Origin of the sequence: Larkinella punicea, from assembly GCF_003334855.1 — a bacterium.
GTDB lineage: Bacteria > Bacteroidota > Bacteroidia > Cytophagales > Spirosomataceae > Larkinella > Larkinella punicea.
Genome location: NZ_QOWE01000006.1, coordinates 277,430 through 301,729 on the forward strand (window position 1 = coordinate 277,430; position 24,300 = coordinate 301,729).

General features: G+C 52.5%; 23 protein-coding genes. 13 read left to right on the plus strand and 10 right to left on the minus strand.

Annotated elements, in window-relative coordinates; genetic code table 11:
• Positions 1 to 111 precede the first annotated feature (111 nt).
• The 7 genes from DUE52_RS09385 (at position 112) to DUE52_RS09415 (ending at position 7,047) form a co-directional block, all read left to right on the plus strand.
• Complete coding sequence (locus DUE52_RS09385) at positions 112 to 1,131, plus strand: dipeptide epimerase (protein ID WP_114405780.1); 1,020 nt, start codon at positions 112 to 114, stop codon at positions 1,129 to 1,131.
• Positions 1,128 to 2,192: an aminotransferase class I/II-fold pyridoxal phosphate-dependent enzyme gene (locus DUE52_RS09390; RefSeq protein ID WP_114405727.1), complete on the plus strand. Its 1,065-nt coding sequence runs from the start codon at positions 1,128 to 1,130 to the stop codon at positions 2,190 to 2,192. The genes DUE52_RS09385 and DUE52_RS09390 overlap by 4 nt, the downstream gene beginning before the upstream one ends.
• Positions 2,176 to 3,582, plus strand: coding sequence for a serine hydrolase (locus DUE52_RS09395; RefSeq protein ID WP_114405728.1), 1,407 nt, complete (start codon positions 2,176 to 2,178; stop codon positions 3,580 to 3,582). Before DUE52_RS09390 ends, DUE52_RS09395 begins: the two co-directional genes overlap by 17 nt.
• A 130-nt stretch (positions 3,583 to 3,712) precedes the next feature.
• Positions 3,713 to 4,177 carry a hypothetical protein gene (locus tag DUE52_RS09400; RefSeq protein WP_114405729.1) on the plus strand — a complete coding sequence of 155 codons (465 nt, stop codon included), beginning with the start codon at positions 3,713 to 3,715 and terminating at the stop codon, positions 4,175 to 4,177.
• Positions 4,178 to 4,425: 248 nt separating this feature from the next.
• On the plus strand, positions 4,426 to 5,562 hold the full coding sequence (locus DUE52_RS09405) for a C40 family peptidase (protein ID WP_114405781.1): 1,137 nt from the start codon (positions 4,426 to 4,428) through the stop codon (positions 5,560 to 5,562).
• Between the two features lie 94 nt (positions 5,563 to 5,656).
• Positions 5,657 to 6,520 carry a helix-turn-helix domain-containing protein gene (locus DUE52_RS09410; RefSeq protein WP_114405730.1) on the plus strand — a complete coding sequence of 288 codons (864 nt, stop codon included), beginning with the start codon at positions 5,657 to 5,659 and terminating at the stop codon, positions 6,518 to 6,520.
• Between the two features lie 119 nt (positions 6,521 to 6,639).
• Positions 6,640 to 7,047: a DUF983 domain-containing protein gene (locus DUE52_RS09415; RefSeq protein WP_114405731.1), complete on the plus strand. Its 408-nt coding sequence runs from the start codon at positions 6,640 to 6,642 to the stop codon at positions 7,045 to 7,047.
• 83 nt (positions 7,048 to 7,130) lie between these two features.
• Here DUE52_RS09415 and DUE52_RS09420 read toward each other — a convergent pair whose 3' ends face one another.
• The 4 genes from DUE52_RS09420 to DUE52_RS09435 all read right to left on the minus strand — a co-directional run bounded on the left by DUE52_RS09420 (position 7,131) and on the right by DUE52_RS09435 (position 11,436).
• The gene (locus DUE52_RS09420) at positions 7,131 to 7,967 is read right to left on the minus strand and encodes a sugar phosphate isomerase/epimerase family protein (protein ID WP_114405732.1); all 837 of its coding nucleotides are present in this window, start codon (positions 7,965 to 7,967) and stop codon (positions 7,131 to 7,133) included.
• A 106-nt stretch (positions 7,968 to 8,073) separates the two neighbouring features.
• The gene (locus DUE52_RS09425; protein WP_114405733.1) at positions 8,074 to 8,475 is read right to left on the minus strand and encodes a c-type cytochrome; all 402 of its coding nucleotides are present in this window, start codon (positions 8,473 to 8,475) and stop codon (positions 8,074 to 8,076) included.
• Positions 8,476 to 8,508: 33 nt separating this feature from the next.
• On the minus strand, positions 8,509 to 10,188 hold the full coding sequence (locus tag DUE52_RS09430; RefSeq protein ID WP_114405734.1) for a DUF8832 domain-containing protein: 1,680 nt from the start codon (positions 10,186 to 10,188) through the stop codon (positions 8,509 to 8,511).
• A gap of 51 nt (positions 10,189 to 10,239) precedes the next feature.
• Positions 10,240 to 11,436, minus strand: a complete 1,197-nt coding sequence (locus DUE52_RS09435) for a hypothetical protein (protein WP_114405782.1) — start codon at positions 11,434 to 11,436, stop codon at positions 10,240 to 10,242.
• A gap of 158 nt (positions 11,437 to 11,594) precedes the next feature.
• Between DUE52_RS09435 and DUE52_RS09440 the strand changes: the two genes are divergently transcribed.
• From DUE52_RS09440 to DUE52_RS09450, 3 genes are all read left to right on the plus strand, one after another.
• Positions 11,595 to 13,376, plus strand: a complete 1,782-nt coding sequence (locus DUE52_RS09440; protein ID WP_114405735.1) for a DUF885 domain-containing protein — start codon at positions 11,595 to 11,597, stop codon at positions 13,374 to 13,376.
• 24 nt (positions 13,377 to 13,400) lie between these two features.
• Positions 13,401 to 14,231, plus strand: coding sequence for a CvfB family protein (locus DUE52_RS09445; protein ID WP_114405736.1), 831 nt, complete (start codon positions 13,401 to 13,403; stop codon positions 14,229 to 14,231).
• Positions 14,232 to 14,346: 115 nt separating this feature from the next.
• Positions 14,347 to 14,817: a hypothetical protein gene (locus DUE52_RS09450; protein ID WP_114405737.1), complete on the plus strand. Its 471-nt coding sequence runs from the start codon at positions 14,347 to 14,349 to the stop codon at positions 14,815 to 14,817.
• A 60-nt stretch (positions 14,818 to 14,877) separates the two neighbouring features.
• On the opposite strand, the gene DUE52_RS09455 is transcribed toward DUE52_RS09450, so the two are convergent.
• The 3 genes from DUE52_RS09455 to DUE52_RS09465 all read right to left on the minus strand — a co-directional run bounded on the left by DUE52_RS09455 (position 14,878) and on the right by DUE52_RS09465 (position 18,991).
• On the minus strand, positions 14,878 to 15,840 hold the full coding sequence (locus DUE52_RS09455) for a hypothetical protein (RefSeq protein ID WP_114405738.1): 963 nt from the start codon (positions 15,838 to 15,840) through the stop codon (positions 14,878 to 14,880).
• A 31-nt stretch (positions 15,841 to 15,871) separates the two neighbouring features.
• Positions 15,872 to 16,690 (minus strand): alpha/beta fold hydrolase, encoded by an 819-nt coding sequence (locus DUE52_RS09460; protein ID WP_114405739.1) that lies wholly within the window; start codon positions 16,688 to 16,690, stop codon positions 15,872 to 15,874.
• A gap of 180 nt (positions 16,691 to 16,870) precedes the next feature.
• Positions 16,871 to 18,991: a M3 family metallopeptidase gene (locus DUE52_RS09465; RefSeq protein WP_114405740.1), complete on the minus strand. Its 2,121-nt coding sequence runs from the start codon at positions 18,989 to 18,991 to the stop codon at positions 16,871 to 16,873.
• 253 nt (positions 18,992 to 19,244) lie between these two features.
• Between DUE52_RS09465 and DUE52_RS09470 the strand changes: the two genes are divergently transcribed.
• Positions 19,245 to 19,631: a DUF3244 domain-containing protein gene (locus tag DUE52_RS09470; protein WP_114405741.1), complete on the plus strand. Its 387-nt coding sequence runs from the start codon at positions 19,245 to 19,247 to the stop codon at positions 19,629 to 19,631.
• A gap of 56 nt (positions 19,632 to 19,687) precedes the next feature.
• On the opposite strand, the gene DUE52_RS09475 is transcribed toward DUE52_RS09470, so the two are convergent.
• Complete coding sequence (locus tag DUE52_RS09475) at positions 19,688 to 20,848, minus strand: hypothetical protein (RefSeq protein ID WP_114405742.1); 1,161 nt, start codon at positions 20,846 to 20,848, stop codon at positions 19,688 to 19,690.
• 133 nt (positions 20,849 to 20,981) lie between these two features.
• Here DUE52_RS09475 and DUE52_RS09480 point away from each other — a divergent pair, with 133 nt between their 5' ends.
• A complete protein-coding gene (locus DUE52_RS09480; protein WP_114405743.1) occupies positions 20,982 to 22,220 on the plus strand; it encodes a DEAD/DEAH box helicase in 1,239 nt (412 codons plus the stop codon).
• A gap of 16 nt (positions 22,221 to 22,236) precedes the next feature.
• On the opposite strand, the gene denD is transcribed toward DUE52_RS09480, so the two are convergent.
• Positions 22,237 to 23,178 (minus strand): D-erythronate dehydrogenase, encoded by a 942-nt coding sequence (gene denD / locus DUE52_RS09485; RefSeq protein ID WP_114405744.1) that lies wholly within the window; start codon positions 23,176 to 23,178, stop codon positions 22,237 to 22,239.
• A gap of 112 nt (positions 23,179 to 23,290) precedes the next feature.
• Here denD and DUE52_RS09490 point away from each other — a divergent pair, with 112 nt between their 5' ends.
• The gene (locus DUE52_RS09490) at positions 23,291 to 24,037 is read left to right on the plus strand and encodes a DUF5958 family protein (RefSeq protein WP_114405745.1); all 747 of its coding nucleotides are present in this window, start codon (positions 23,291 to 23,293) and stop codon (positions 24,035 to 24,037) included.
• Between the two features lie 10 nt (positions 24,038 to 24,047).
• Here DUE52_RS09490 and DUE52_RS09495 read toward each other — a convergent pair whose 3' ends face one another.
• Positions 24,048 to 24,245: a hypothetical protein gene (locus DUE52_RS09495; RefSeq protein ID WP_114405746.1), complete on the minus strand. Its 198-nt coding sequence runs from the start codon at positions 24,243 to 24,245 to the stop codon at positions 24,048 to 24,050.
• Positions 24,246 to 24,300 lie beyond the last annotated feature (55 nt).

Genomic DNA, 24,300 nt, shown 5'->3' on the forward strand with positions numbered 1-24,300 from the left:
TTTCGGTTTACCGTTTTCGGTTGGCTGACGCGTTCTTGAATTCATGCGCCAGCCACCGTATACCGAAAACCGTATACCAAAACAAACTCTTTATTAACATCAACTATGCCCATTTCCCTCCGTTTCCACCGTTTCGACCTTCGACTGAAACACACCTTTACCATTGCCCACGACTCCCGCGATGTTCAGCCATCGCTTATCGTTGAACTCCGCGACGGCCCCCTGAGCGGTTTTGGTGAAGCGACTTCCAACAAATATTACGGCATTACACTCGACCGCATGATCGACGACCTCGAAGGCATTCGCGGACTGATTGAATCGAACGAATGGACGACGGCTGAAGACCTGTGGCAACTGGCGCATGCGTCGTTGAAAGATAACCCGTTCGCCCAGTGTGCATTAGACGAAGCTGCGCATGATCTGGTGGCCAAGCGCGCCGGGAAACCGCTCTATCGGCACTGGAACCTGGATGCCAGCCAAAACCCGATCACCGATTACACCATCGGGATCGATTCGGTGGACAACATGGTGCTGAAAATGCAGGAATTGCCCTGGCCGCTCTACAAAATCAAGCTCGGAACGCCCGACGATCTGGCCATTGTCCAGGCACTTCGCCAACACACCGATGCGGTTTTTCGCGTGGATGCCAACTGCGCCTGGACAGCGGATACGGCCATTCAGAATGCGCTGGATTTTAAAGCATTGGGCGTCGAATTTATCGAACAACCACTCAAAGCCGATGACTGGGAGGGCATGAAGCGCGTGGTTCGGGAAAGTGTTCTGCCCGTTATTGCCGACGAAAGTTGCATTGTGGAAAGTGATGTCGAACGGTGTGCGGGGTATTTTCACGGCATCAACATCAAACTGACCAAATGTGGCGGTTTGACGCCCGCCCGGCGCATGATCGACAAAGCGCGGCAACTGGGCCTGAAGGTCATGGTGGGTTGCATGAACGAAACCAGCGTCGGCATTTCGGCCATTGCGCAGTTGCTGCCCCTGCTCGATTACGTCGACATGGACGGCACGCTGCTCATCACCAACGATCCCGCAACGGGTGTCACTTTCGATTTTGGCCGGGTGATTTACGCCGACGAAAACGGAACGGGTGCGAATCTTATCCTCAATTCATGACCGAGCATTATTCAATTGACCATTTACCCGGCCGAACCATCGACCTCGACGGGCAGGACTATTTGTTTTTCAGTGGAACCTCGTACCTCGGCATGGCGCAGAACCCGGCATTTCGGGCGTTGTTGATCGAAGGCATGGCGCAGTACGGCACGGTTTTCGGTTCGTCGCGCAACGGCAATCTGCAACTCCGGATTTACGAAGAAGCGGAGGTCAAACTGGCCGCGTTTGCCCGCGCCGAAGCGGCTTTGACCCTGTCGTCGGGCATGTTGGCGGGGCAGGCCGTCGTCAACTGGCTGAAAGGGCAGGATTTTGGGTTTCTATACGGCCCGAACGCCCATCCCGCCATCTGGCAGGAGCCGAACACCCGTTTGCCCACGCTTTCATTCGACGACTGGACGAAGCGATTGCCGGAACTGGTGGCAACGGCTCCCACGCGGCACATCGTGATCGCACTCAATTCGCTGGATGCCTTGTTTTCGGTGGGCTACTCGTTCGAGTGGGTCCATCAATTGCCCGTTGATCAGGAGATTACGTTGCTGGTCGATGACTCACACGGGCTGGGCGTGATTGGACCGGAGGGCAGCGGCATCGGATCGAAAATACCCAAACGGGACAATGTCCGGCTGATTGTCACGGCGTCGCTGGCGAAGGCGATGGGCCTGCCGGGTGGGGTCATTTTTTCTGATCCCCAAACGCTGGCGTCTATTCGCCGGACGGCTTTTTTCGGAGCCTGTTCGCCCACACCACCGGCTTACCTCTACGCTTTTGGTCAGGCTCAGGGACTCTACCACGCGGCCTTTGACCGGCTGCTTGAAAACATCCGGCGGTTTGAAAACCGGGTCGGTGATTCCGATTTATTTCAGCACATTCCCGCTTATCCGGTCTTTTATACTGCTCAGGATCAGTTATATTCGTCCCTGTTGGCGAACCGGATTTTTGTCTACTCGTTTGCTTATCCGTCGCCAACCGACAAGCCTAACACCCGCATCGTCATCAATGCGATGCACCAACCGGAGGACATCGAACAACTAGGCGACTATCTGTATGGAACAACGAGGTGAATATATCTTTAAAGGTGTTTTTAAGCAGAAAATCAAAAAGCTAACACGGCATTTTGCCCCTAAATCCCCTGGAGGGGACTTTGGGCATCCGGTTTATTCTACGTCCAAGTACCCTTTAGGGGATTTAGGGGCAAGTCGGCGAAGGTGGTATGTTAGCGTTCTTGCCATACTGATTTCTCTTTCCGGTTTTCAGACCACGGCCCAGCAAACCGATAAATTTCTGGACGAACTCCTGAAAAAAAGCCCGGAATTGTTCGGCCGGGTTCTGGCCAATCCGGCCAAATACGACGTTCAGATTATTTATACACAAATCAACCGCGACGAGAAAAACCGCCCGCTTTTCAAAAGCTACCGCTACCGGCTCGACAAAGACCGGTATTTTTATCCCGCCAGCACCGTCAAACTGCCTGCGGTTCTTTTATCGCTGGAGAAAATCAATCAGCTCAGCAAAAAACTGCCGGGTTTGTCGATTTACACACCCCTGCTGACCGACTCGCTGGCCGGAATTCAGACTGCCGTCAGTGCCGATTCGACGGCGGAAAACGGGTTGCCATCGGTGGCGCACTACGCCCGAAAAATTCTGATGGTCAGTGACAACGATGCGTTTAACCGGCTGTATGAATTTGTCGGGCCATGCGAAATGAACGAGCGGCTGCGCGATAAAGGCTACCGGGATTTGCGAATTGTTCACCGGCTTTCCATCCCGCTGACCCCCGGGCAAAACCGCCAAACCAATGCCATCCGATTGGTTAAATCCGATACGGTTTTGTACCAGCAGCCCGTGCAACTTTGCGACAAAATCTTCCGGCCCGAGAAAGCCATTCGTCGGGGCGTTGGCTATCTGAAAAGCGGCACGCTGGTGAAGGAACCGTTTGATTTTACCGAAAAAAACTACTTTTCGCTAGAAGACCAGCAGGAAATGCTGAAGGCGGTTTTGTTCCCCGATGACGTGCCGGTGCGGAAACGATTCGACCTGACCTCCGACGATTACCGGTTTCTATACCGCTACCTGTCCCAATTGCCGCGCGAGTCAAAGTTTCCGGCCTACGATTCCACGTATTACGACAGTTTTTGCAAATTTCTGGTGTTTGGCGATGCCAAAAGCCAAATTCCGCCCTCGGTTCGGATTTTCAATAAAGTGGGCGATGCCTACGGCTACATGATCGACAATGCCTACATCGTGGACTTCGACAAGGGCGTGGAGTTTCTGTTATCGGCGGTGATTTACTGCAACGAAGACGGGATTTTTAACGACGATGCCTACGATTACCAAACCGTCGGCTACCCGTTTATGGCGAATCTGGGGCGGATTATCTTCGATTATGAAGTCGAACGAAAACGACTCAACCCGCCGGATTTGAGCCGGTTCCGGGTACGTTATGATGAATAGGGAAACCGGAACGAAAAATTCAGTGACTTTTGATAACGGTTCAAGTGCCTAAAATGACGATTCATGTAACCATCAATTGAGATTGGGTGCGTTCAACGCTACGTTTGCAGCGAACAAAACAACTCTACTGATGAAAAAAATACTCGTTTTCCTGTTTGTACTCGGCGTATTGGCTGCTTGTAAGAAGGACAACAACGACGATCCCAAACCCGATCAGCCTGCTGAACCGGCGGCCAAAGTGGCGGGGACGTACAAACTAAGCTCTTTCCACTTCATCAACGGCGCCAACGAAGTCGAACTGGAAAAATTACCCGTGGTGGAAAGTGGCAAAACGGTTGCTTCCGGAACGGTGAAACTGACCAAAAAGTCAGACGGAAAAGTGGTGATGAATTTAAACCTGGTGATTGAAGGCGAAGGAACCATTCCCGTGCTGGAAGACCTGGAGGTCGAAGTGCGGGAATCCGGGAAAGTTTTCGGGCTGTATGCCGATGGTGAACGAATTGGCGATGCCGACGGCGATTTCATTATCTTTAACGTGTCCGGAACCTCCGAAACCGGCGACGAACTGCTGCTGTCTTTCAACGCAAATAAATAAAAAGTTTACGGTTTTTGGTTTACGGTTGGCTGACGCATTTATAGTTGCATGCGTCAGCCAACCGTAAACCAAAAACCGTAAACTATAAAAAGCCGGAGCCGAATTTGCTTCCGGCTTTTGTATTTTTGTGCTTTCTGCCGACCGATGCCTGTTTCAACCGATTCCGGAGCAATGAAAATCAGAAATTTGAACCATTCCGTATCGGTATTTTCTCTTTCGTCGCTTATCTTTCTTCTTTTCTGGGTACCATGAAACGAATTTTTATTGGATTTTCGCTGCTTTTTATGATCTCCGCCGACGGTTTTACACAATCCATCAGTCAGGTTGTTGACGCCGTTCGGAGGCAATACGCACCTGATAAACGGGTGGCGATTTTCAATGTGGAAGCGGATTCATCGGGCCAACTGACCGGTTTTACCAACCTGCCCGAAGCCAAACAGGCGCTGCTCGCTCAGCTAAAAGCAGCAGATGTGGCGATTGTCGATCAGATTCAGTTGTTGCCTGCGCCGGTTTTGGGCGAAAAGACCTACGCCATTGCTAATGTTTCCGTGGCCAATTTGCGTTCTAATGCCCGGAATGCCGCCGAACTGTCCACACAGGCGCTGCTCGGAATGCCGCTGAAAGTCTGGGATAAAGACCGGGGCTGGTATCAGGTGCAAACGCCCGATCAATACATTGCCTGGACGGACGCGGGGGCCATCCAACTGATGACGAAAGCCGATTTTGAACAATGGCAGTCGGCCGAAAAAATCATCTATACGCGGCCTTTCGGGTTTGTTTACAGCGAACCGGGCAAACGATCCCAAACTGTATCCGACATTGTGGCCGGCAATACGCTGGTGCTGGTCGGAGAAAACCGGCAATATTTTCAGGTCCGGTATCCCGACGGCCGGACGGGGTATGTTCCTAAACGGGAAGCCCAGCGGTTCGATCGGTGGAAAGAAACCGCCAAACCCACGGAAGAGTCTTTGGTCAGCACGGCGAAAAGCCTGATGGGCATTCCGTATTTGTGGGGCGGCACGTCGGTGAAAGGCATGGATTGCAGCGGTTTTACCAAAACCGTTTACCTGCTCAACGGGCAGCAATTGTCGCGCGATGCGTCGCAGCAGGTGAACGAGGGCGAACTGATCGAAACGCCCAACAAAACCTTTGCTCAGCTCAAACCCGGCGACCTGCTGTTCTTCGGCGAACCCGCCACCGCCGATAAACCCGAGCGCGTGGTTCACGTCGCCATGTGGATTGGTAACAACGAGTTTATTCACGCATCGGGCCACATCCGGGTCACCAGCGTCGATCCCACCGCTCCCAATTTCGATGCCTATGAGCTAAACCGGTTTCTGCGGGCAAAGCGGGTGATAAAAAATGAAATGATAAATATCAAATGATAAATGATGAATGTAAAAGTGTTTTGAACGCGCCCGCCCACTTTTACATTCATCATTCATCATTTTACATTTATCATTAAATTTAAAAACAACCATGTCCACGCCCGTCCCGGTTTACCACCTTCAGGCTTTCCCCCGTCACGAGCCCAACGCGCTCTTTTACATGACGCGGCTGGAAAAACTGGTGCAGGAATTCAAGGGCATCGACAAACCGCATTCGCATACGTTTTACCTCGTGATGTGGATCATCAAAGGCAGCGGCACGCACACCATCGACTTCAAAACATATCCAATTGCGCCCCACCAGCTTTATTTTCTGACGCCGGGGCAGGTTCACAGTTGGCAGTTGTCCGACGATGTGGAAGGGTTCAATCTGTTTTTCGAAGCCAATTTTTTCCGCAGCCGGTTCGGAAACCGCTTGTTTCAGTATCCCTTTTTCCATTCTCACCAACACCAGCCCTTGCTGGAAGTCGCCGAAAAACCAGCCCTGTTCCGGGATTTGTTTCGCTATGCCTGGCAGGAATACGACGCCCGGCTGCCAAACCGGACGGAGGTTTTTCTTTCGTTTGTCCACCTGCTGCTCGAAACCGCCAACCGGCTCTATACCGAAAAACAGGCCGATACCGATACGCATCTTTTCGACAAAATCCGGCAGTATGAGGAGTTGCTGGAGCAGCAGTTTTTAACGGTTCGGGAAGTGGCGGCCTATGCCGAACAGATGCACCTGACGCCCAATTACCTCAATCACATCTGCAAAAAAGTGCTGGGAAAAACCGCCAGCCAGTTGCTGCATGAACGGCTGACCATCGAAGCGCAACGGCTGTTGACACATACCGCCCGGTCGGTGAAAGAAATCGGTTTTCTGCTGGGCTTCGACGATCCATCTTATTTTGTCCGGTTCTTTAAAAAACACACCCGCCAAACACCCGCGGAGTTTCGCCAGTCGGTGGTTGCCTGATCGTTGATTTGTACCATAGCTGTCCGGTTCTGTCTTTTCGGAAGGAGGATTCATGACGTACCTTTGTTGCGTACCTGATGGCCGCCCGGCGGCAATTGGTACATTAACGTCCGCAAGCCATGTTAAAAGATAATCGATTGTATAGCGTCGTGTTCAACAAATGTCCCCGTTGTCATCAGGGCGACTTTTTCATTACCAGCAGTGCCTACAGCCGCCGGTTTGATGAGATGCACGAAAACTGTTCGCATTGTGGGGAAGCGCTGATTCCCGAACCGGGATTCTATTGGGGTTCGATGTTTGTGAGTTACGCGTTTTACACGATCTACACCCTTCTCACCTTCTTCGTATTTGTGAGTTGGCTGAAGGTCGATCTGGATTATTACCTGATGGGGCTGGTGCCCACGCTGGTGATCCTGACGCCCTATTTTTTTCGTCTGGCGCGCCGTTCGTGGCTGACGTTCTTCATCGCCTACGACCCGCAGAAAAACCGGGAAGCCAGTGGGAAACACCTGAAGGTTTCGGCCTGAAAAAGTCCTGACAGCGGTCGAAGACCCTGTCAGCGGCAACCATCCATCCAGCCGCCGACAGGGTCTTCGACCGCTGTCAGGGCTTACTTCAAGCTCTGCAAATACGCTACGCTTTCCGGCATTTGCTCCATCGAGCGCGAGGATTCGTCTTCGATAAAGTAGTGTTTGACCCCCGATTTTTTGGCCTGCTTCATAATCTCGGCAATTCCCAGATCACCTTTGCCAATGGCAACGTTCGATTCCACGTCGACGTGGCCGGTGTTGTTGCCGGGCGTGCCGGGTTTGCGGTCTTTCAGGTGCATGAGCGGAAAGCGGTTCGGGTATTTTTTCAGAAGCGCAACGGGGTCCTGACCGGGGTGTTTTACCCAGAACACATCCATTTCAAAGTTACAATAGCGAGGCTCCAGATTTTCGGCTAAATAATCGAAAAACGTGCCGTCTTTGTAGGGCTGGAACTCGTAGCCGTGGATGTGGTAACAGAACAGAATCCCGTGGTCTTTCAGCAGTTTTCCGGCGGTGTTGAACACATCGGCCGCCTTTTTGGCATCTTCCAGCGTAAAGACGTCGCCATTATGCGGAATCCAGGCACACATTACGTATTTGACGCCCAGTGCTTTGGCTTCGGCCAGTACCTTCGGGACATTGTTAGAAAGGTCCTCATAGGAAGCCCCGGTGCTGATCGGTTTCAGGCCGTTTTTTTCAACCAGTTTCCGAAATTCTGCGGGTTCCATTCCGTACGTTCCGGCCAGTTCGACTTCCCGAAAACCCATCTGGCGGACTTTCGCCAGCATTCCGGGAACATCTTTCGGGAATTGCTCCCGAAAACTATACAATTGCAGGCCCACCGGCGACTTGGGTTGGGCAAAGGCCGAAGCGGTTAAACCGGCCACGAACAGGAGAGAGACTAGAAACGTTTTCATGGGTTGTAGGAATCACGGAACGGGTAAGGTCGCTTTTAATCGACCATCCTAGTTAACCTTTTAATTGGTGTAATCCAACGGAGCCGGGCAATCGGTTCATACGGTTTTATTTTGCACTTCGTACTTTCTTCACGTCCTCCGCCGTAATGGCATCGGCTTTGTTTCCGAAACTGTTGCGAATGAAAGTCAGAACATCAGCGATTTCCTTGTCGGACAAAAAATCGTGGGCGGGCATCACATTGTCAAACGTTTCCCCGTTGATTTCGATCGGTTCCTGGAGTCCTTTCAGAATGACGTTGATCAGCCGGGTTTTGTCGCCCTGCACCCAGTCGGTCTGCTTCAGGGGCGGATTCAGGTTCGGAACGCCCCCGCCGTCGGCCTGGTGGCAGGTGAGGCAGTACTGTTCATACACCTGCTGGCCCGGCCCGGATTTTATCGCTGGTTTTTTATTTTGAGCAAAAACGGTTGTCGTCAGAAAAAAAAGACTCCATACAAACACAATTCTCATAACGCAAAGTTGACTTTTCGTAAAGATAGACGATTAGAGCAAACCGTCCTTCACCTGCGTATCAAAAACGCCCGTCAGCACCTGCCCATTGCGTTTGACCTGCACCCAGATGCGATAATGGCCGGATCGGGGAAAAGCATACGGAAATTCGACCATGTTGTTGACCTTCATCGGGTGCGACATCGCGGGCATCCCCGCCAGCAACAACGCATTTTTCTCCGCTTCGGGCAACTGTTTCAGCCGGGCCACATAGCGGTCGATGCTGTCGCGGAACTGGGTGGCATCGGGATACTGAAACCGGCGCGTGGTGTCGGCAATGCGGTCGACCAGAAAGGATTCGGCCGCCATCGAATACGTCCCCACCGGATGCAGGTGGATGTACACCGTGCCGTCGGAACGGACAATGGCCGCGTGACCGCCCATCCCCAGATACGGTTCCAGGGGCGCGGGTTTGCCCTGGGCGTCGGCCAGGGCAAATTTGAGAACATAGGGTGTTCCGGTTTCCAACACGGCAGCCGGTTTGTCGGTCCAGAGCAGGGTCGAACCGTCGCTCAGCTTTGAACTGGCACCCGGTATGCCGCACAGCACCATGTCGTCGTCCAGATGCGGTACCCCCACGGCATTGGGTTTGACGCCCAGGGCTTCTGTCACCAGCCAGCTATCATCCGGGTCTGTTTCCACGCGATTTTTACCATTCGCTGCGGTTTTTTGGGAACGATCGGGAATCGTGATGGTGTCGGTCAGGGTTTCGGCAAAACCGCTGCGGAACACCACATCGGCATAGAGCAGATACTGGCCTGCGGGCAAATCGGGCAAGTTCGACTCAAACTGGTCGAGTTCTTTCCGGTCGGGGTGGAGGTGGGCGAAGGCATCGAGTCCGGGCGTTCGGGCCAGAAAAACATGCATCAGCTTGCCGTGATCCGGCACGATGAAACCCAGTCGACGGCGTTTGATGCCGCCTTCGGCAAAGTGCGAGGTGTCAATCCGGATCGCCAGCACCGGCTGTCCGTTGGCTGCTGCTTTGACGGTGGACTGAATGGGGGTCGGCGCATACAATTCGTGGTTACGATATTCATCCGCCCAACTCGTCCACCATGTCCGCCAGCCGGTCAGGCCAACGCCCAGCAGAATGGCGGCAATGCCCATGCCGACCAGCCGCTTCCGGCGGTAGGAAGTGGGTACGGACTGACCCGGTTTCAGCGTTCCGTCGGCCAGGCTTGCCCCCACCGTCGTAATGAACAGGACAACGAGTAAAATGCCGAGAGCCGCCAAACCAACGCCGGTTCCGGTGGGCATGGGCTCCATTTTGGTCGGAACCGAAAGAACCGGGGCCACCAGGGAGGCTTTTCCGTCGGGGCCGTCGATGTTCAGTTCGATGCTGGATGAGCCGGAATCCATCATCCAGACGATGCCTTCGTAGCGGTTTTCACCCACGGGTTGAAGCTCGTCGTAAACCGGTGCCCCTTCGTCGCCAGACGAAAAATAGATGGGCCGTGCCAGAATGGACGACGCGCGGCCGCTTTCCACAAAAACCGTTACTTTGGCCGTTCCGGGCACCACATCCGGCGGAATAACGCTCACCAGCACCTGGTATTTTCCGGCCTGCTTCTGCACCAGCACCCCCGGACTACCGATGTGGGCGAGGGCAATGCGTGAATGCGTGAATGAGAGAATGAATGAATACAACAGTACCCGCACCAGGAAGTTCTTCATTTTGAAAGGACACACCGTCTTACTTAACTTTTAACTCATAACTTTTAACTCTTAGCGTTGCACCCTTTTCATCCAGTTGCCCCACAGCAACCCCACCCGGGCCGACCCGATGGCGCACAGAATGGCAATCCCGATGCCTTTCAAAAAGTCCGGGGTCGACTGCAACCAGTGGGGATGAAACTGGTGATGGTAGGGCCAGGTAGGATCTTCTCCGTACGACATGGAATCGGAAAAGAAAAAACCGTTTTGGGCGTAGGGAGATGTATGGAGAAATTCGCCGAAATACCACTGAACCACCGTGATAACCAGCATAAAAACCGTGCCGGTGAGCGCGGCCAGAAGCCAGTCGTTGAGCTTGCCGCTACCAAATCGGTGGAGCAGTTTGTCGAGCACAAAACCGGGAATGACCAGCAAGAGTGGAAACATGAAGGCCTGGTAGTGGGTAATGGGGTTCAGAACCGGGCCAAGCCGGGGCGTGGCCGGGAAGAAAGGCAGAATCCAGCTCGGAATCAGCATCGTCAGCATGTAGGCAGCCGCCGTGAGGGTGATCGGATAGCGGAGTGACGACGCGCGGCCCACCGCCAGCAGGTAAAATGGAAACGCAATGCCGATGGTGATGTAGGAAGACGAATGGTGGGAAGCCCACTGCCCCAGTTTTTCGGCGAGCATCGTATACAGAATGCTCAACAGCAGACCGGCGGCAATGGTAAACATGATCTTAAGCCGCTGGGCCTGTTTCTTGTTCCATTCACTGTCTGACAAAAGGCCGTTGGTCACCCGGTTTTGCAACGCCAGCACGCCAATCATGGCCCCGAATTGTACGGTCATCATGCCAATCAGCAAAACCGTATGCGGAGGAGTCAGGATCTGGACGTCAAGGCCGTAGGTGTTGTGCCACCAGTCGTCGAAGGGCGCGGAGGTCAGCATGGTCAGGGCACCCCAAACGCAGTACATGGCACCCAGCGATCCGTAGAAAATGCCCCAGAACCGGACGGAACTGGTTCGCTCGGGGTTCCTTTTGGCGAAGGTCAACTGCAGAATCTTAAACCCGGAAAAAGCACCCGCCACGACGGCTCCAATGTACATGAGCAGATGCGGGGGCGCAAACAGGCCGTCGCGGCCAATGCTCATGTGCCACATGATGTCCCAGAGCAGACCCCACACGATGCAGAGCGAGGAGAACACCACGGCGTAGATATACGTGGGGATTTTGGTCCGTATAACCGGAGGAGAAAGGGTGGCTTGCATGAACGCGTTGTCGGTTAAAGGAATAAGGAGTAAATATAGGGAAAAGAGGGAATAAACCGGGCTGTTCAACCGTTGTCAGGGTCTTTGACCGCTGTCAGGGTTTTTGGCGGTTTATGGCTAACTTTCCGCTCTGAACTTTTGCCGAATGCGATTCGATCATGAAACTACTCCTTCTATCCGCTCTGCTCATGGCTTCGATGATGGCTTGTAACTCTAAAACCGGACAGGAAAACACGGCTGCCAACGCCGATTTCGCAAAAACCGTCGACGATTATTACGAAGAACGCCTGAAGCTGTTCCCGATTGAAGCGACCTATCAGGGCGACAACCGCTACAACGATTTGCTGCCCAACAGCATTTCGCAGGAATTTCTCGCCCGGACGAAAGCATTTTACACCGATTATCTCGACAAAATAAAAGCCTTTGATCGCGAAAAACTGTCGGATCAGGACAAAATTTCGTACGATATTCTGAAACGAGAGCTGGAACTGCAGTTGGATCAATTTAAGTTTCACCTCGAATACGTGCCATTTTCGCAGTTCGAAGGGCTGACGCTGTCGTTTGGTCAGTTGGGCAGCGGAGTGGGGGCGCAGCCATTCAAAACCGTCAAGGATTACGACGACTGGCTGAAGCGGGTTTCGGCCTTTCAGGTCTGGGGTGATACCGCCGTGGCCAATTTCCGGAAAGGCATGGCAACCGGCCTGATCTGGCCGAAAAGTCTGGTGGTGAAAATGATTCCGCAGATGACCGATCTGGTGGTGACCGATCCGACCCAGAGTCTGTTTTACGGCCCGATCAAGAACCTGCCGAAAGACTTTAGCGAAGCGGATAAAAACCGCCTGACAGCCGCGTATAAAAAGGCGATTCTGGAACAGATCGTGCCGACGTACAAAAAGCTGGGCGATTTTCTACAGCAGGAATACCTGCCCAAAGCGCGCACCACGTCGGGCATCGATGTCGTTCCGCAAGGACCAGACTTGTATAAAGAACTGGTCAAAACCTGGACGACCACCGACAAAACGCCGGAGGAAATCTACCAGACCGGCCTGAAAGAAGTGGCCCGGATTCGGGGTGAAATGGAGAAAGTGAAAATGCAGGTGGGCTTTTCCGGTTCGCTGAATGATTTTTTCACCCATCTCAAAACCGACCCGAAGTTTTATCCCTATAAACAGCCGAAAGACGTACTGGCGGCTTTCAACACGATTCTGGTGCGCATCGAGCCGAATCTGGCGAAGATGTTCACCCAAACGCCGAAGTCGAAATTCGAAATCCGGCAGACGGAGAAATTCCGCGAAGCCTCGGCGAGTGCGGAATACAACCCGGCGTCGGCGGATGGCAGTCGCCCCGGTATTTTCTACGTTCCGATTCCGGATGCGGCTAAATTCAACGTTACGTCCGGCATGGAGTCATTGTTTCTGCACGAAGCCATTCCGGGCCACCACTACCAGGTTTCGTTGCAACAGGAAAACACGGATTTGCCGAAATTTCGGCGGTTTGCGTGGTATGGTGCCTACGGCGAAGGCTGGGCGTTGTATTGCGAATCGCTGGGCAAGGAACTCGGCATTTACACCGATCCGTATCAGTACATGGGCGCGCTGAGCGACGAAATTCACCGGGCGATCCGGCTGGTGGTCGATGTGGCGATTCATACCAAACAGATGACCCGCGAGGAAGCGATCAAGTATATGATGGACAACGAACCGATTGCGGAACAGGGCGCGGTGGCCGAAATTGAGCGGTATATGGCCATTCCGGCGCAGGCCTTGTCGTATAAAATCGGGGCGTTGAAAATCCGGGAATTGCGGGCCAAATACGAAAAACAACTGGGCGACCAGTTCAATCTGGCGGCTTTCCACGACGAATTCCTGAAAGACGGTTGTATGCCGCTGGATGTGCTGGAACACAAAATGGATGCCTGGGCCGACCGGCAGAAGAAGTAAAAAGGGCTTGAAAAACCGTTTCGAATGATACAAATTGGAAAAATAAATACCCTGATTGCCCTCCGCGAAACCAGCGTCGGGGTTTTTCTGGGCGACGATGAGGACAATGACATCCTGCTTCCCAACAAATACGTGCCGGAATCGCTGCGGGTCGATGATCCGATCGACGTGTTCGTTTATACCGATTCGGAAGACCGGATTATTGCCACCACGCTGACGCCCAAAATTCAGCGCAATCAGTTTGCGCGTTTGCAGGTGATCTCGGTCACGAGCGTGGGCGCGTTTCTGGACTGGGGACTGGAAAAAGACTTGCTGGTGCCCTACCGCGAGCAAAGCCGCCCGATGGAAGTGGGCCGCTGGTATGTCGTGTATCTGTACCTCGATCACGAAACCGACCGGCTGGTGGCGTCGAGTCGGCTCAACCGGTTTCTGGATTCGGAAGTGCCGAACCTGACGGAAGGGCAGGAGGTGTCGCTGCTGGCCTGGGAACCGACCGATTTGGGCATCAACGTCATCATCAACAACCGCTACCGGGGGCTGGTCTACGCGAACGAGGTGTTCCGGCAGGTGTATCCCGGCGACCGGCTGACGGGCTACATCAAGACCATTCGTGACGATAACCGGATTGATGTGAGCCTGCAAAAACCGGGGTACGAAAACGTGGAGCCGAATGCGCAGCGGATTCTGGCCACGCTGAGAGAGCAGAACGGTTTTCTGCCACTCAACGATTACAGCGAACCGGATGCCATTTACCAGACGCTGGAGATGAGCAAGAAGACCTTCAAGAAAGCCATCGGGGCGTTGTTTCGGGAACGGAAGATTGCGATTAAGGAAGACGGTATTTACCTGGTTTGAGTAGGCCGGTTTTCAGAAAAAATAGCGACCTTTTCTGCTGAAAGCGACGTTTTTGCAGGAAACAAAAATAAATCACAATCTGTTGGGTTGGTAAAATCGTAAACTTTGTACTACCATGGCACGACCGAATCCCGAACTGATCGATGCGTTGCGCCGGACAGCCCGGAAACTACAGGAAGGCGCTCCGTATGAATGGGGCCACATGGGCGGCTGCAACTGCGGCAACCTCGCTCAGGAACTGACCAAACTGACCAAAGCCCAGATTCACGCCTACGCCATGCAGCGCTACGGCGACTGGAATGAGCAGGTGGCCGACTATTGTCCCACGAGCTACATGCCGATTGATCTGGTAATCAGTGAAATGCTACAGGCTGGTTTGGCGATTGAAGATTTAAAGAACCTCGAAAAGCTGACCGATCGGCGGGTGCTGGCTCGTTTCCCCATCGAAAAACGTTACCTGCGCCACAACCACCGCGACGACGTTGTGGCTTATCTGACCGAATGGGCGGCTTTGCTGGAAGACGAACTGCTGGCCAAAATTGAGCTGCCGAAGTTCGACGCTGTGGAATGGCAGCCCGTTAGCTAGTCAAAAAAGGCAGGAAGTAATTTGGCGGTTTTGAAGGATGGTAGCGGTATGGACTGATCTTTACCGCTCCATCGTGTAAAACTCATAACTGATTTTCCACGTAAACGCCTGACCCGGTGCCACATCGATCGCAATGAAGGGTTCGGGCGAGAGGTTTTTCGGATTCGACCAGAACGCCAGTTTCGATAGGGGCCGGTCGCTCCGAATCCGGACGCCCGCGCCGGTTTTGGTGTTTTCAACCCGGATGTCGTAATCATTGGCACTCGCTCCGTAGCCTTCCACGAGCGTATAGATGCTTTCCCGGTTCTGGAGCGGTCTTAAAAAGGTAAGTTCCTGATTTTTACTGGCCAGAATGTCTTTCAAATCGCCGGTCGGTTTGGCCGGAAACCCAAACTGAACCCGGAAATCCGGTCCTGACGGCTGCTGGTCGATCACCAGAAAATTGTGGTTGTAAACGGCGGTTTCGATGCGCTGTTTGCCGGTATTTTTCAGGCGGTGTTCCAGTATCAGTTCGGGCTTGCCTTTGGTGAGCTTCACAGTTTTTTCGTATTCGTAGGAATACCCGGCCGCATCCTTCAACACATGGGTAAACCGCACCTGATCGGCTTTTTTCTGAACCGACCACTTGCCGCCATCGATCAGTTTATAAGGTGCCACAAACTTATACGGCCCCTCATCCAGTTTCCGCAGACTGCCCACGCCAATCTTCACAAACAGGTCGCCGGTTTTGGCCTGATCGTAACCAATCGGATCAAACGCTTCGACCGGGCCGCTGATCGCATCGTGCAGATACGGATCGTACTTCTCAAACCACTTCCCAAAATAGCTGTGCCCTTTATATTCCAGATTGGCAATCACGCCCGACCAGTCGAAGCGCGTACCCCGGTAATAGCCTGTGTTCGCGTCCGGTAAATACAGCGTTGCCTTAATGGCGTCGTTGGTAATCACCGCCTGGGGAACTTCGTCGATCGTCCAGGAAATCAGGGAGAAAGCCAGCAGGAGGCCAGGCAGGTATTTCTTCATAATGGCGTTTGTGGTAAGCAGAAAAGCAATTTTATGGCAATTTTGAAATCAATAATTTGAAATTGTCAATTACCAGGGTCGGTTCGTCAATCATAATAAAGTGTCCCGATTTTGTGGTGGTAACATGAGTGAAATCGGTTACATCCTTTCCTAATAATTCGTGTGCATTATAAAAGGTTTTCTTGTCTGATAAAGGATGAGTGGCATCCACTTGCATACTGGTTAGCACAATCACTGGTACGTTTGGCAAAGAGGGTAATTTGCTGGTGTATTGTAAGTCTTCTATCAAATCCCGGGCTTCAAGTGTCCCTCCGAAATTTGCACCACCGGCATTTTTCATAGCTTCGTAATGCATATCTTCCTCCGCCTGCGAGGGACGGTTATAAAATTCGTGAGAGGGATCAACAAATAACAGGGCGGCCGTTTTGAGGGGATTTTTAATTGCATAATCTCTTATGATCAAACCACCTAATGAGTGTCCGATCAATATGACCTTTCTTCCGTTTGAAAACGTATTGATCACGCTTTCCAATTCGCTTCGTAACCGGTCGATATTTCTTGGGGATGGGCCATTTTCTGATTTTCCATAACCGGCCCGGTCATATAGGAGGACATCAAAGTTGCTGTTTATTTGTGAAGCAACAGCTTTATCAGTCCATACCGTATGGTCGTTGCCCAATCCGGATTCAAAAACAACTAAATACTTAGAATTTTTTATTGCCGAGAACGATGTGAGTTTGTGGGTGGTTAAACTGATTTTCGATTCTGTAAAAGCGGGTGTTGCGTCGTTCGTTTTTTTACAGGAAGCAACCAATAAAAGGGTGGCCAAGGCCATAACTATGATTTTCATTCACTATAGAACTTATGTCTGAAATTCTGTTAAACTTTTGCTTTTTGCCCCTAAATCCCCTGAAGGGGACTTTTAGCATCTGGAGGAGTCGCGTCCAAGTCATCTTCAGGGGGTTAGGGGCAAAAAGCAAAAGTCCTACACCATTTTCCTGCAAATCCTGATCCATCCAGGTAAACCCCTTTACAACACCTTCAGCAACCCCCGGCGCCGAAGCAGCGGTTTAATATCCGGTTCGGAGCCCCGGAAATTTTTATAGAGCGTCATCGGTTCGTCGGTACCGCCCTTTTCGAGGACGTTTTTGCGGAACGACTGGGCGGATTTCTGATCGAATAATCCTTTTTGCTTAAAGACTTCAAAGGCATCCGCATCCAATACCGCCGACCAGATGTAGCTGTAATAACCCGCCGAATAACCGCCCGCGAAAATGTGCTGGAAATACGTGCTCCGGTAGCGCGGGGGAATCTGGTCGATCAAACCGATTTTATCCATCGACTGCTTTTCGAATGCCAGAACATCCGTTGGTACCTCACCGGGTTTCAGCGTGTGGTAATCCATGTCGAGCAGCGACGCGGCCAGGTATTCAGTCGTTTCAAAACCCTGGTTGAACAGACTGCTTTTGTTGATTTTCTCGATCAACGCATCGGGAATCACCGCGCCGGTTTTGTAATGTTTGGCGTAGAGTTTCAGCATTTGCGCTTCCTCCGACCAGTTTTCCATGATTTGCGACGGCAGTTCCACGAAGTCGCGCGGCACCGACGTTCCCGACAAACTGGCGTAGGTAACGTTGGAAAGCAACCCGTGCAGGGCGTGGCCAAATTCGTGGAAAAACGTCCGGGTTTCTTCCAGACTGAGCAAAGCCGGGGCGTCGCCCGACGGGCGCGAGAAGTTGCAGACGATGGAAATCACCGGCGCTATTTTCTTTCCTTTTTCCACTTCCTGCCGCCGGTAACTGGTCATCCACGCCCCTCCGCGTTTGCTGGCGCGCGGGTGAAAATCCATGTACAAAATGCCGATGTGTCGTCCGTCGGCTTCTTTCACTTCGTAGCCCGTCACTTCTTCGTGATACACCGGCAAATCCGTCCGCCGTTCGAAGCGCAAACCGTAGAGCCGCCCGGTGAGCATGAAAATGCCTTCACGAACGTTTTCGAGCGAGAAATACGGTTTGAGCTGTTCGCCATCGAGGGCGTATTTTTGCTTGCGGAGTTTTTCGGCATAATACCGCCAGTCCCAACTCGCCAGCTTTTCGTTCTTTCCCTCTTTGTCCATCAGCGCCTGCAACTCGGCGGCTTCCTGTTTCGTCACGGGAACCGTTGCGGCCCAGAGTTGATTGAGCAGTTCACTCACCTTGGCCGGCGTTGAAGCCATGCTTTCTTCCAGCACAAAAGCCGCGTGGTTTTCGTAGCCCAGCAACTGCGCTTTTTCGGCCCGAAGCGTTACCATTTTGGCCATCAGTGCCTTGTTGTCACGCTCGTCGTTGTGATTGCCGCGTTCGAGATACGCCCGGAAAATCTGCTCGCGGAGTGCCCGGTTGTCGGCATACTGCAAAAACGGCATGATACTCGGGTTTTGCAGGGTGAAAATCCACTTGCCCTCGGTGTTCCGCTTTTTGGCTTCATTGGCAGCCGCTTCAACGAGCGACGCGGGCAGACCGCTGAGGTCTTCCTTTTTGTCGATTACCAGCGTGTAGGCGTTGTTTTCGGCCAGCAGGTTCTGACCAAATTTCAGGGTCAGGACCGAAAGCTCTTCATTGATTTTCCGCAGCCGATCCTGTTTGTCGGTGGTCAAAGCGGCCCCGCCCCGCACGAAATTCTTGTACATTTTCTCGAGCAACTGCTGTTGTTCGCCGGTCAGTTTGAGTTGGTTCCGCTGATCGTATACGGTTTTTACCCGCTTGAACAGGGCCGGATTCAGCGCAATGTCGTCTCCGTTTTTTGCCAGTTTCGGCGCAATCGTCTGCGCAATTTTTTGCAGTGTTTCGCTGGTGTTGGCGCTGTTGAGGTTGAAAAATACCGTGCTCACCCGGCTGAGCAGATCACCGCCCGCTTCCAGGGCTTCGATGGTGTTGGCAAAGGTGGGTGCCTGGGTCTGGCTGGTGATTTTCGCAATGTCAGCCGCCTGCTGTTTAATGCCTTCTTCAAAAGCCGGTTCGAAGTGTTCCGGTTTGATTTTGTCGAAGGCCGGTACGCCAAAAGGCGTGGTGTAGGCGGTGAAAAAAGGATTTTCCGCAATGGATTGGCCGTTCACTGGCGCGAGATCCGTCAGAAGCATGGTCGTTATCAGAAGTGTAAGCGTTGATTTCATCGAAGAACGCGTTGGTTGGGGTTACTCAAAACTACAGAATCGCCGTGCGAAAGCCAAACGGACATCTTTGTCCGGCAGCGAACAGAAACTGTCCGGCTTCGTACAGTTTGATTTTTGGAGAATAATTTTTATCTATTGATTATCAGATAGTTATGATGTTGGCACGGCGTTTGGAATACAGCTAACCGAACACGTAAGCAACAACTTTTGAATCATACTTAACAACAACAAATACATAAACGTAAACAACATCATGTTCAATCTCCTGAGTAATCTGATCTGTACCGCGCTGTTGAGCGCCCCGGTTTTGAGTGAGCCCACTACGCCCAGCGCACTGCCCTTTGGCGCCAGCGCCTATGTGACTTCTGAAAACAAGATTCGGGTATCCGTCGTAAAATCAGCCGCGGAGCCGGTAATGGTTCTGCTGCGAAACGACAAAAAAGAAATCATTTTTCAGGAAACGATTTCGAAAAAAGAATTGAAATACGCGGCCAAACTGGACATGAAAAATCTGGCCGATGGTGCCTACGAACTGGAATTCAAGTCGGCTCAGGGCGCGATTCGCAAACAGGTGAACGTGGCGACTCAGCCGGTTTCCACACCCGTACGGTCGGTGGTTTTGAACACCCCCGCCGAGTAATACCATAGAATTAGACAAACTGGAAAACCACCTCCGCGCGGCAGAGGTGGTTTTTTTTATTGTTTTACCGAAATGGCAATCATCCGGTTGAGCGTCAGAAAGCTGCCGTCAGCAGTTTCCATTTCGGTGCGCTGGTTACCGATCCAGAAACAGGCGTGGTATTTTCCGCCCAGTTCATACGTCCCGCTGTAGTAGGGCGTGTCGGTGACCAAAGCGAGGTTTTGACAAAAAGCCCGCGTGGCTCCGTTGGGAACGGGCAGCAGGGTTTCGGTCACTTCGCCGGTTGGACTTACCCGCCAGGCGACGGGCAAAAACCGGCGGTAATCGAGAATGTTGAGGTGGAGATGGCCCTGGCGGTCGGTTTGCATTTCGTGCAGCCGCTGCGATGCCGGATCGACGGGCTGGCTGAGTTGAAACCGGGTGCCGTTTTTCCAGATCGTCGGGGTGGGTGCCGAGCGATCCCGGACGTCGTTCCGTTCACCGGCTATAAAAACACCTTGATCCGACGGCAGAATGTAAAATGAGAGTGATTTGACTGGTCGGTTGTCAATTTCCTGAAACCGGACCGAATCGCGCCGATCGATCGTCCAGTAGCCCGGATGAACGACAAACGCGCCATTCTGTTCCAGCACCTGAACCCCACCAATAAAGAGCTGGTCGTTGTGCAGAGCGAGGTTTCCCGTGCCGAGTTCTCCGCCTTCCACGGCCGAGGGAAATCCTTTCAGAACAATTAGCTCCGGTGCCGAATTTCCTTTTATTTTCCAAATAACTGGCTGTAAATCAATGCTTCCCAGCAAATACAGCGCACCCTGAAAAAACTGGAGGTCACGCAGCCCGGCTTTGTCAAAGACCAGATGGGCGGGAAGGGGCAGATCAATTTTGTGGCCGTTCTTCCAATAACACGGTTTCACCCGCTCGTCCGCCGGATCGACGTAATACCCAACAATATACAGGTCGTTGCCCTGCTTTTGCAGTCCGTAGCAGCCGGTTTCCCGCGCCGATCCGAGTTCCAGGCGGTGCATGTTGTCCTGTTCCCAGTAAACCGCCACGTAGCGATGGGCCTGCAGGTCGAGCAGTTGGCCGGTGGTATAAAGAACGACCGAATCTTTTTCGGCCAGGGGCGCAACGCGGTCGGTGGTCTGGCAACCGGCCATCAACAGGCCCGCCAGCCAGACCACTGTTCCGGTCAGGATTCCGTAGTGAGGAAACTTATTCATCCAGTATCTGTTGTTTTTGAAAGATGACTCACGGGAAGTCAAAAGGGTTGGAACGGTTTTTCAGGAATATTCTACTAATTCGCACTCGCATTGGACGTGACCAACCACATTCCGGAGTCCAGCGTACACCACCATGAAATTCGACGATTATTATATTGCCCCCGAAATCAAGCGGAATCTGGAAGGGTTGGGCTTCAAAAAACCGACCGACATTCAGTTTAAATCGATACCGCCGATTCTGAAGGGCGAAGACGTGCTGGCGATTGCCCAAACCGGCACCGGAAAAACGGCGGCTTTTGCCATTCCGGTCGTCAGTATGTTGCATGAACGGAAAAAGCAGAAAAGGGCGGAGGGCATCAAGTGTCTGGTAATGGTGCCAACCCGCGAGCTGGCGTTGCAAATCGCCGGGGTGTTCGAGCAGATTTCCCGGCACATGAACCTGAAAGTGTTCTGTGTGTTTGGTGGGGTGGAGCAGGGGCCGCAGATCGCGCAGTTGGAAGCGGGCATCGACATTCTGATTGCGACGCCGGGCCGGATGTTCGATCTGGTGAGTCAGGGCTACATTCGGTTGCAGCGGGTTGAAATCCTGATTCTGGACGAAGCCGATCACATGCTCGACCTGGGGTTTATCAAAGACATTCAGGATTTGATGAAATTCCTGCCCCGCAAGCGGCAAACGCTGTTTTTTTCGGCCACGATCAATGAGAAAATCAAGAAGTTAGCCTATTCGCTGGTGCATAATGCCATCCGGATTCAGATTTCGCCCAAAGATCCGGTAGCTAAAAATATCGACCATTCCGTGGCTTTTGTCGGGATGGACGACAAGCGGTTTTTTCTGGAACGACTGATTCAGGAGCATCCCGACAGCAAAATTCTGGTGTTTGTCCGTACGAAAGTCCGGGCGGAGCGGGTGTTGAAAGCCCTGGAACGCGTTGGGATCAAGAGCGAAACCATTCACGGCGACAAGGAGCAGAAAGACCGCCTGATGGTCATGAATCAGTTCCGAAGCGGAGAGGTTAAGGTCTTGATTGCCACCGACATCAGCGCGCGCGGCATCGACATCGCCAACGTGGATTACGTCGTCAATTACGATCTGCCCGAGCAACCCGAAAACTACGTCCACCGTGTGGGCCGGACGGGTCGGGGAACCCAGAAAGGCCAGGCATTCTCCTTTTGCAGCCCCGAAGAAAAACCGATCCTCGACGAAATTGAAACCTTTCTGGACAAACCCATCCGCGTCGCCCAGATCGACCAGATCGACTACCAGGAAACCGTCGATGCCAGCAAAGGCGCGCAGTTTGATCTGAAAGCGTTGATGAAGGAAGCGGAGGAACTGCAGTTGGGGCGGAAGAAGCGGAAAAAGAAGAAGTAAAGACTTTTCTAAGTCTCTATTCCTCCGCCAGAAACTGCCTGACAAACCCATCAAAATCTCCATCTGCCGAAAAGCCAAGCTGAAGAGACCGGGTGTTGTCGACGGCGGTTGGCCAACTGCTCACAATGGCGTGAACGGCGGGATCGGGCCGGAACTCGACCCGGTTTGCGGTTTTCCGATCCGTATGCCGCCCCAGAGAGTCGAGCATTTCCCGGATGGTAACCGAAATACCGGGCAGGTTGACCGTCCGCCAGTCGCCGAAGGCGGTGCTTTCCAGCGTAGCCCCATGCAGGATGTTGCGAATGATCGTGTTCGGGCTGGACACCAGCACGGTCAGATCTGGCGAAACCGGGCAAATGGCGGTTTCGCCGTGAATAGGTTCCCGAATGATGCTGCTGACAAACGAAGAGGCCGCCTGATTCGGTCGGCCGGGCCGGACACAAATTGTGGGCAACCGCAGCACCCTTCCATCGACAAAATTTTTCCGGCTGTAATCATTGACCAGCAACTCCACAATGGCTTTCTGAATGCCGTATGAAGACCGGGGCGTAATGACGGTCCTTTCATCGACCACCGCCGGGAGTTCCCCGCCGTAGACGGCAAAACCGCTGGCAAACACAAACCGGATGCCCGGCTGTTGGTGGCGGCAGGCTTCCAGCAGATGCCGGGAACTGTCGAGATTTACGCTCCAACCCAGATCGAACTCCTTTTCGGCCTGACTGCTCACCACCGCTGCGAGGTGAAATAGAAGCCCGGTTCTGGACGTCACAATGCTTTTGGCTGCGCCTTCTGCCGACAGATTGATCTGCAGACAACGCACCCGATCGTCGTTTCCCGGATTCGTTGGTAGAATGAGATCGACCAGGAGCAATTCTTCAAAAACCAGCGAACTGTTCAGGAGTGCTTTGGCCAGCCGCTGACCCAGAAAACCGGCCCCGCCGGTAATGATGATTTGCATGGGTTAAAAAAAATGGGGATAGAAACCGAAAGAGCCAAGAGCAAACAAGTTCGCATAAAAAAACTATATTTATCCTTGTAGAAAACATAAAAGAGTATAAAGATTCATCGCCATGACATTGGAAGAGGAGATAGCGATCGTCCGATTCGGGCAGGGAGTTCTTTCGCATGACGAACTGCTGGCGCATTTCAGTCAACTGGACGAAGACCTGAAAATGAAGCGGATCTTTGAGCTTTATCATCTAATTGACCCGTCAAAACTGGTCGACACCGATATTGAGCAAGCCCTCGTTGCCAGTGCTTTGGGGGAAGACTACCAGTCCTGTGTTGTGTTGCGTGGCCATCGGTTATCACGTGTGCGATTAAATATAACCGAAAGTGCTATCGAAAAAGACTATATTTTACTCCTAAACCTGTTCAAAATAGCGTATCAAAGTCGCCTGGCGTCGATAAAGGAGGAAAAATCAAAAGAGTGGCGGTATCGGGATTTATCAGATGATGAGACCGTACAGGCTCTGTTGTCGGCACACCGTGAACTCGTGGAAGAAGTCTATAACAACCCCGGCTTTCGGAGTGAATTTACCAGCCTCGCCAAATTGTGGAAAGCCCACAACACCGTCAGTGAAGCACGACACCAGGAGTCCGCGCCGGTAAGAAAAAGCCAAACGGGTTTTCTGAGTTATGATGAGGTAATGACAGAAAGCGTAGAATCTATGAAGTTTCTGGAAGAAATGAACAAATATTCGCGCGTAATGGCCATTCTGAACCACGCTCTGAAAAAAGCCCTTTCGATTCAGTATGGTTTAGGCTCTTCCCAAGCCGATCGGTTAATTAAAGACGTCATGAAGCGGCATTCGTAAAACCGCCTTTTCAAAACCGCTTTCCGTCGCTGTGTAGTTTGTTACGGACAATCAGCGGAAGTTCGGTAATGGATTCGATCTCTTCAAGCGGAATGTGGCGGCTATAATACGTGATCGCTCCCGTGAAATCATAGGGTACAATCGAGAAAAAGCGTCTCTTCCCTTCTAAATAGCTGTAAAAAAGGATCGGACGAGCCTCCGTGGGCATGAGTAACGCGAAATGTAAAAGTATTCAATGCCAACATTTTTACATTCAGCATTCA

What these genes read in the sequence shown, in the direction of transcription:
- DUE52_RS09475 (WP_114405742.1), bottom strand. Translation starts at nt 20,848, where the DNA reads ATGAATAAGTTTCCTCACTACGGAATCCTGACCGGAACAGTGGTCTGG.
- DUE52_RS09405 (WP_114405781.1), top strand. Translation starts at nt 4,426, where the DNA reads ATGAAACGAATTTTTATTGGATTTTCGCTGCTTTTTATGATCTCCGCC.
- DUE52_RS09460 (WP_114405739.1), bottom strand. Translation starts at nt 16,690, where the DNA reads ATGAAAATCATAGTTATGGCCTTGGCCACCCTTTTATTGGTTGCTTCC.
- DUE52_RS09390 (WP_114405727.1), top strand. Translation starts at nt 1,128, where the DNA reads ATGACCGAGCATTATTCAATTGACCATTTACCCGGCCGAACCATCGAC.
- DUE52_RS09455 (WP_114405738.1), bottom strand. Translation starts at nt 15,840, where the DNA reads ATGAAGAAATACCTGCCTGGCCTCCTGCTGGCTTTCTCCCTGATTTCC.
- DUE52_RS09480 (WP_114405743.1), top strand. Translation starts at nt 20,982, where the DNA reads ATGAAATTCGACGATTATTATATTGCCCCCGAAATCAAGCGGAATCTG.
- DUE52_RS09470 (WP_114405741.1), top strand. Translation starts at nt 19,245, where the DNA reads ATGTTCAATCTCCTGAGTAATCTGATCTGTACCGCGCTGTTGAGCGCC.
- DUE52_RS09435 (WP_114405782.1), bottom strand. Translation starts at nt 11,436, where the DNA reads ATGCAAGCCACCCTTTCTCCTCCGGTTATACGGACCAAAATCCCCACG.
- DUE52_RS09450 (WP_114405737.1), top strand. Translation starts at nt 14,347, where the DNA reads ATGGCACGACCGAATCCCGAACTGATCGATGCGTTGCGCCGGACAGCC.
- DUE52_RS09465 (WP_114405740.1), bottom strand. Translation starts at nt 18,991, where the DNA reads ATGAAATCAACGCTTACACTTCTGATAACGACCATGCTTCTGACGGAT.
- denD (WP_114405744.1), bottom strand. Translation starts at nt 23,178, where the DNA reads ATGCAAATCATCATTACCGGCGGGGCCGGTTTTCTGGGTCAGCGGCTG.
- DUE52_RS09400 (WP_114405729.1), top strand. Translation starts at nt 3,713, where the DNA reads ATGAAAAAAATACTCGTTTTCCTGTTTGTACTCGGCGTATTGGCTGCT.
- DUE52_RS09415 (WP_114405731.1), top strand. Translation starts at nt 6,640, where the DNA reads ATGTTAAAAGATAATCGATTGTATAGCGTCGTGTTCAACAAATGTCCC.
- DUE52_RS09410 (WP_114405730.1), top strand. Translation starts at nt 5,657, where the DNA reads ATGTCCACGCCCGTCCCGGTTTACCACCTTCAGGCTTTCCCCCGTCAC.
- DUE52_RS09490 (WP_114405745.1), top strand. Translation starts at nt 23,291, where the DNA reads ATGACATTGGAAGAGGAGATAGCGATCGTCCGATTCGGGCAGGGAGTT.
- DUE52_RS09440 (WP_114405735.1), top strand. Translation starts at nt 11,595, where the DNA reads ATGAAACTACTCCTTCTATCCGCTCTGCTCATGGCTTCGATGATGGCT.
- DUE52_RS09425 (WP_114405733.1), bottom strand. Translation starts at nt 8,475, where the DNA reads ATGAGAATTGTGTTTGTATGGAGTCTTTTTTTTCTGACGACAACCGTT.
- DUE52_RS09495 (WP_114405746.1), bottom strand. Translation starts at nt 24,245, where the DNA reads ATGCCCACGGAGGCTCGTCCGATCCTTTTTTACAGCTATTTAGAAGGG.
- DUE52_RS09430 (WP_114405734.1), bottom strand. Translation starts at nt 10,188, where the DNA reads ATGAAGAACTTCCTGGTGCGGGTACTGTTGTATTCATTCATTCTCTCA.
- DUE52_RS09395 (WP_114405728.1), top strand. Translation starts at nt 2,176, where the DNA reads ATGGAACAACGAGGTGAATATATCTTTAAAGGTGTTTTTAAGCAGAAA.
- DUE52_RS09420 (WP_114405732.1), bottom strand. Translation starts at nt 7,967, where the DNA reads ATGAAAACGTTTCTAGTCTCTCTCCTGTTCGTGGCCGGTTTAACCGCT.
- DUE52_RS09445 (WP_114405736.1), top strand. Translation starts at nt 13,401, where the DNA reads ATGATACAAATTGGAAAAATAAATACCCTGATTGCCCTCCGCGAAACC.